This window comes from Thalassotalea mangrovi (assembly GCF_005116735.1).
Taxonomy (GTDB): Bacteria; Pseudomonadota; Gammaproteobacteria; order Enterobacterales; family Alteromonadaceae; genus Thalassotalea_A; species Thalassotalea_A mangrovi.
The window spans coordinates 61690-67689 of record NZ_SWDB01000037.1 but is presented as its reverse complement, the minus strand read 5'-3'; the positions used below and the strand labels follow the sequence as shown (position 1 = coordinate 67689).

Genomic DNA, 6000 nt, shown 5'->3' with positions numbered 1-6000 from the left:
ATAGTCGACCATTTGATAATTGTTTTCCTGCTCATCACTTAGCACCTCCTGGTCGGCGTATGTCTCAAGTTCGCTCTAAACAGCCCCTGGCTGATTACCAAATTACCGGATTGCTGCAATAGACGCAATTATTCCCAGTGGTTACATATTCTAATTATCTTTAATAAGTGACATAGGCTCAGGTTCTTTATGCTGTTCTGCTAAAACCAAACCAGCCGAGAAACTGCAAAACCATATGATTTTGTGAATAACCAGAAAGTGATTCTCAAATATAAGGAAAGGAATACCAGCAGTTAAACTTAATACGGCGGTATAAACATAAGCCTTATAAGAAAAGTAGTTTGGCTGGATCATTAGGTCGACTAAAGCACAAAACGCTATAGAACCGATAGCAGAATACAAAGCGAATCCAATCATCGAATTGACTGCCACCGAAAAATCGAATGCTTCAATAATCAATGATGGAACAGCTAGAATAAAAGGCCAAACAGCGAATAAGATCAGATTTATAAGCCCTGCTAGGATAGGAAATATAAGAATTATTTTTTTGCGCTGAATTGTATGTGAAGCACAAATAATAAGAGAAAAGAGACAAGCCTCAATAAATACCAGATAAGGAAAATTAGCATCTAAATCTCGGGGGCCGATAAGAAGGTAAATGATGCTAAAAATGACTGTACCAGCTAGCAGTTTCATTGATTGCATAAACATCCCTTTTTAAGATTTTGAATGACTGTAGATCGCTCTATGCGGCAATTTAATTAATCTTTAATTTCTTCTAAAGTACCATCTGAATTTCTCTCACATTGGCTACCTATTGGCAGCTCAATAAAAGAAGTGATGTCGGGATCATAATTAGCGACTGTATTAATATCATACAAAGAGTGGTTATTAGCATTATCCATGTAATCTTGAGACTCTAAGCCAGACAAGAATCGCCAACCGCTATCCACCTCATTGATAGGTGACTCTCGATACATAAAACCAACTTGGCAACCGTCGACGGTAATCATATCGGAGGCAATACAGGCTCCAAACCCTATTGCCAATGGCTTTATTTCACTGTTGCTTAATTTAAATCTCTTATCCATAAAAGCACATATTTTTAGATGGTAACTTAATGACTGCAGATCGCTCACTACAGCCCCTGGCTGCTTTAAGCAAATGTTATAGTATTTTCCAAGTCTTCACTGGCGATTAAGCTTTTTATTTGCTCCCTAGCTGAAGGGATTAAGTTTTCATACTCCATCTCTAGCCAATCAATAGCGGCTTCTTCATCCCAGGGACCTAACGATGCCATGTAGTCGGAGAAATCGCTCTGAATATCCCTCCAAGATAGATACTGCGTCTTTGAGATGACTACCTTGGATTTTGTAAAAATAATATGTATATCCATTATGCAGCATTCCATCCTATGACCGCTGTTCGCTCATAACTGCCGTTAAAGCTTAAGGCTTAAGGCTTTTCAGCCATATTTAACAGCATAAATTTTGAATTAGGATCACACCCGTTATTACACCACATTCCCCATTTAGAGTTACCATAATCAAAAAATTGGAATGCTAATTCCTTACCCGAAATCGAAGCTACTTGAAGTGAATAAACTGTAGGCGACTGTTCTGATTTATCGAAACCCTTTTCGAACACTTTTATAGAATTACTAGCTTCTGTACCATTCAATTTTACCAACTGAATTTTAGTGAAATACGATTTATTTCCCAACGGTTCAGGATTACTTTGAACCATCTGTGATGGAATCATCACTGGACTGTAACTTCCTGGATTTGACCAAATCCAACCTTCTTTATTAGAAATAATATGACCGTAAGGAGTACAGACTAACTGTCCCCATTTATTTAATGGTTCAGGCAATTTTGTTACCGCTTCATCTGGTGTTCCTGTGCAGTCACCAACTGTCGAAGCATAGAGATTAAATGAGAAGAATATGAAAAGAAGCGATATAAATGATTTCATGCCTTTCCTTGTTATTTTTTATTCAACTAACATCAAACCGTAAAAGAACTTATGTTATCGTATGGTTTTAAAATATTGTTAAAATACAATACATGATGAAATTGTGGTTGTACAAATAAAGTCTAACGGTGACAGGCCGTTATGAGCGAACAGCAGTCATTCAGTAAAATCAAAATAGTAATAAACTGTTAGGTCTAAAGGAATGAATCCAGTAGTAAATTCTGCAAAAGTATTTATCAAAGCGCTAAATGATGGAGCTGAATTTTCAGAAGAAACTGTTCTGGAATGCTTCAGAAAAGAAGCAAAATATAGTAGTTCTAATGATATTGAGAGCATGAAAAAGTGGGCAGCATATTACTGGATGAAGTACCAAAGTATTGGCAAAGAAGAGCTTTTAAATGCTTCGAATGACGATGAATTACTAGTAGGTACTCTGTACAAAAAATTTGGCAAACTTTAGTGATTTGTATCTGAAAAGTAGTTCAAGTAGGGTTCGTGACAGTTGCCGCGGTTTCGCTGCGCTACAAATTTTAGCTAATAAATACTCACCACTTAATAAGGCTTTTATATTTCAAAGTCAGTGTATGTTCGCAACTGCAAACGGTTTGTTCCAGGCACGTTTGCGACGTCGCGATAAATAACGTAACTTATTGAAAATTAGTCAGTCGCGAACGGCTGTAGTGTCGACTTACCCCATTTTCGTGGACACACTACAATTGTTGTAGGAATACAACAGGAGGTGTTTATGACAAAAGGTAAAAGTTACAAACGATATCCTGCCGAATTTAAGAAGATGGCCTTACTTAGAACATCCGAAGATGGAAAGACTGACAAGTCAGTGTGTGATGAACTAGGTATCAGTGCACGCCAATTAAGACGTTGGCGTGATGAATTCAGGCTAAAAGGTGATGATGCATTTAAAGCCACAACCGCGACCAAAAATCTAGAAATCGCCGAGCTCAAAAAAGAGCTGGAGAAAGTCAAAAAAGAACGGGATTTTTTAAAAGATGCGGTGGTGTTCTTCGCCAAGGAGTCCGATTAAAGTTTCGTTGTATTAAGCGGCACCGCAAGCAATATCCGGTTGATATGATGTGTCGGGTACTCAGCGTATCTCGCAGTGGTTTTTACGCCTGGTTAAGTCGACCACTATGCAAGACCAAGCAAGATAACATCGAGCTGACTAAGCGCATCGAGAAAATCCATGAAGAATCCAGAGGGGTTTATGGTGCGCCTCGCATCCAGCAAATGCTGCGCGCTCAAGGCTATCGTTATGGCAAGAACCGGGTTGCGAAGTTAATGAGTCAGGCACGGCTACGAGGATGCCCAATTCGTCATTCTGGCTACGCTAAGCAGCAGAATATGTACTCTCATATTGCGCCAAACAGACTTTGCCAAAACTTTGTCGCAGACAAAGCCAATCAGGTGTGGTCGTCGGACATCACCTACATCCAAACCAGGCAAGGGTTTGTCTATTTGGCGGTGGTTATGGACTTGTACTCCCGCAAAATAGTTGGCTGGTCGATGGACAGGCACATGGGGCGTCATCTGGCAATTAATGCGCTAGAAATGGCGATATCAACACGGCGGCCAGGGCCTGGTGTCATTATTCATTCTGACCAAGGGGCTCAATATGGTAGCGATGATTATCAGAATGTGCTGAAGAAGCACCATATTCTATGCAGCATGAGCGCTAGAGGAAACTGTTATGACAACGCCGTTGTTGAGAGTTTTTTCGGCTCACTAAAACGGGAGCGGATTCGTAAATATCGATATCGAACCAGGCAAGAAGCCAAGCTCGATATCTTCGAATATATCGAGTGCTTCTACAACCGGAAACGGTTACACAGTTATCTGGGATTTAAAAGTCCTTCGGACTTTGAAGCTGAACATGATAACGTAAATTAACTGTCCATTTTTATGGGGCAAGATCAGTGAGCGAATTGCAGTCATCGCTTTTACCATCAAAAAATATAATATAAGGCACTAGAAGGAAGCAAAGTGAAATCTATATTAATATTTTCTTCTGTATTACTAACCCTAGCTTTAGGTCACGCCACGTATTACATCAATTCCACCAGTAATTTAAATATAGCTAAAAGAGCTTTCACAATTGGAGATTGGGATTCTTGCAACTCTGTTTCATCAACCTACGATAACTATATGTCCAATTTGTCATATGCTTATATTCTGGCTTCCCATGATTTTGAAGCTTATGTTGGTGCTGATCCAAGTTTAATTAAAGCTGCCTTATATGTCGCAAAGTGTCAGGTTCATCAGGAAGGTTATGAACTTGATACTCAAAGAGTAACTAGAGGAATATCTCTAGGGCTAATGAGAAACGAAAATATAAATCTTGTTTCAGGTGGACAGACTGCTTTGCATCTAGCTGTAACAACGGGTAACCCCGCTCTCGTAAAGTTTATTCTTGAAAATGGAGGTAACCCTTCCATAACTACGACAAACTCATATGTAGGAGGTAGTGGAAAAACTGCTTACGATGTTGCGATAACATTAGGTGAATTAACACCAAGTGAAGCGATGAATTCGATAATAAATTTGTTAAAGACTTATGAGTAAGTTGCTCATATCAAATAGTTGTTTTTCAGCTTTCAGAAATTATTTAAACAATCAATGCAAGCATATATTAGAATGCTCTAATAGACTGCTAATGGCACAAAGCGGTCATATCCCACCAAACAACTATGTGAATAATCACTGTCAGATTTAACCTAGACCTATCAGATGCATCTGACTGTTCAGGTTAAGACTCATTCATCTAGAGTTGTTCATCTAGAGTAATATTTTTTTTAAATTACCATTGGCCATTAGCAATAGAGTCGATGTGTTTATATGTATCCATCATATTTTCAATACTGCCCTCAAGTAACAAATCTAAAGGTGCTCTGCCCTGAAATAAGCCATTGTGGTTCTTTAATGACATAAAGTTATCGACGTTGGTTGGATTGTTAAATATCGTTCGAATCGATTGGTAGATGTTTAACACATAACTCAGCCGTGTTTGTTGGTCGTGACTCAGACGCGCTTGCTCTGGATGCTTGAGATACCGACGAAGCGAACTATTGGAAATTCCCAGGATAATTGCCATCTGTGAATGATTGCAGGACCACGATTCCATGATTTTAATCGCGGCTTTTAATGCAGACGGTGTAGCATCTTTGAGTACATCCTTGGTTGGCTCTTTCAAATCGTTAGCTCTCATATTTCAGTTGCCACTTTATTTACAAATATAGCGGTAACGAAACGTTAATAGAATACCGAACACGTTTCCTTTTACCTTTCAAGAAATCAATCATTGGGTAATGGTGACTTTGTCATAATTGACAAAAAATAGTTTCCTGTGAAGCGCTCCAGAAGAAACTATGTACCTTTTTTAGGTAGGTAGTTTCCTCTAAAGGATTTTCACCTCCAACATTCAGCGGGGGAAGAATTGAGTAAAAGCCTTGTTCTGTGAGGAATTGAGGATGACAGACAGGCCTTTAACTTATGCTTGCGCCCAATGATTTGACCTACAGCACGTTGGGAACTTTGTAGCCTTAACGTTTTGTCGTGGCAAGACCAATTCGCGTCCTTGTCAGGCAGCCTATCCAGTCTATTATTTTTAAAACTCCCTCACAGAACACGCCGTTTCTCCGCACATTAATCTTTTAGCTTTGTATCGTTTCCAAAGTAAAAGAAAACGGGGATTAATATGCGTGATTACAACCGCACACAACGAGTCGCCTGGGCAATTCTGCTTGCAACAGGCGCTGTAAAGAACGATGAGTTAGAACAATTCGGGATTTCCAAGAAAAAGGCTGAATCCTGGGCAAATCACTTACTCAATTTGAAACTGACTGTTGAGGACGCCTTGGAAGCCGTGAAAGAGGAAGATGATGAGTTAGCTACAAAATATATCCTGAGGTTATGTCTGGACGAGCGCCACTACATAAAGCAGAAGCAGGATAAGGCTCCAGAATTAATTTTGGGTAATTAGTTCATGATTAATGAAGTACAAACGATACTTTT

9 protein-coding genes and 1 pseudogene are annotated in these 6000 nt (G+C 39.3%); 5 read left to right on the top strand and 5 right to left on the bottom strand.

Annotated features, from left to right (window positions below; translation table 11 throughout):
- Nucleotides 1-150: 150 nt before the first annotated feature.
- Genes E8M12_RS14805 through E8M12_RS14790 form a run of 4 tightly spaced genes read right to left on the bottom strand, consistent with a single transcriptional unit; the run spans nucleotide 151 to nucleotide 1974 of the window.
- Complete coding sequence (locus tag E8M12_RS14805; RefSeq protein ID WP_136737040.1) at nucleotides 151-705, bottom strand: hypothetical protein; 555 nt, start codon at nucleotides 703-705, stop codon at nucleotides 151-153.
- A 56-nt stretch (nucleotides 706-761) separates the two neighbouring features.
- Nucleotides 762-1139 (bottom strand): DUF2185 domain-containing protein, encoded by a 378-nt coding sequence (locus E8M12_RS14800; RefSeq protein WP_211245055.1) that lies wholly within the window; start codon nucleotides 1137-1139, stop codon nucleotides 762-764.
- Between the two features lie 17 nt (nucleotides 1140-1156).
- The gene (locus tag E8M12_RS14795; RefSeq protein ID WP_136737039.1) at nucleotides 1157-1396 is read right to left on the bottom strand and encodes a hypothetical protein; all 240 of its coding nucleotides are present in this window, start codon (nucleotides 1394-1396) and stop codon (nucleotides 1157-1159) included.
- Between the two features lie 59 nt (nucleotides 1397-1455).
- Entirely contained in the window at nucleotides 1456-1974 is a 519-nt protein-coding gene (locus E8M12_RS14790; protein ID WP_136737038.1) for a hypothetical protein, read from the bottom strand.
- A gap of 202 nt (nucleotides 1975-2176) precedes the next feature.
- On the opposite strand from E8M12_RS14790, the gene E8M12_RS14785 reads away from it, so the two are divergent.
- The 4 genes and pseudogenes from E8M12_RS14785 to E8M12_RS14775 all read left to right on the top strand — a co-directional run bounded on the left by E8M12_RS14785 (nucleotide 2177) and on the right by E8M12_RS14775 (nucleotide 4551).
- A complete protein-coding gene (locus E8M12_RS14785; protein ID WP_136737037.1) occupies nucleotides 2177-2434 on the top strand; it encodes a hypothetical protein in 258 nt (85 codons plus the stop codon).
- A 285-nt stretch (nucleotides 2435-2719) separates the two neighbouring features.
- Nucleotides 2720-3016 (top strand): transposase, encoded by a 297-nt coding sequence (locus tag E8M12_RS16515; RefSeq protein WP_306416231.1) that lies wholly within the window; start codon nucleotides 2720-2722, stop codon nucleotides 3014-3016.
- Nucleotides 2971-3879 (top strand): annotated as a pseudogene (locus E8M12_RS14780) (IS3 family transposase); the annotation flags it as partial. The gene E8M12_RS16515 and the pseudogene E8M12_RS14780, both read left to right, overlap by 46 nt.
- Before the next feature lie 93 nt (nucleotides 3880-3972).
- On the top strand, nucleotides 3973-4551 hold the full coding sequence (locus tag E8M12_RS14775; protein WP_136737035.1) for an ankyrin repeat domain-containing protein: 579 nt from the start codon (nucleotides 3973-3975) through the stop codon (nucleotides 4549-4551).
- Nucleotides 4552-4786: 235 nt separating this feature from the next.
- Here the strand turns inward: E8M12_RS14775 and E8M12_RS14770 are convergent, their stop codons facing one another.
- The gene (locus E8M12_RS14770; protein WP_136737034.1) at nucleotides 4787-5194 is read right to left on the bottom strand and encodes an antitoxin Xre-like helix-turn-helix domain-containing protein; all 408 of its coding nucleotides are present in this window, start codon (nucleotides 5192-5194) and stop codon (nucleotides 4787-4789) included.
- 489 nt (nucleotides 5195-5683) lie between these two features.
- Here E8M12_RS14770 and E8M12_RS14765 point away from each other — a divergent pair, with 489 nt between their 5' ends.
- Entirely contained in the window at nucleotides 5684-5968 is a 285-nt protein-coding gene (locus E8M12_RS14765) for a hypothetical protein (RefSeq protein WP_136737033.1), read from the top strand.
- Nucleotides 5969-6000: the final 32 nt, after the last annotated feature.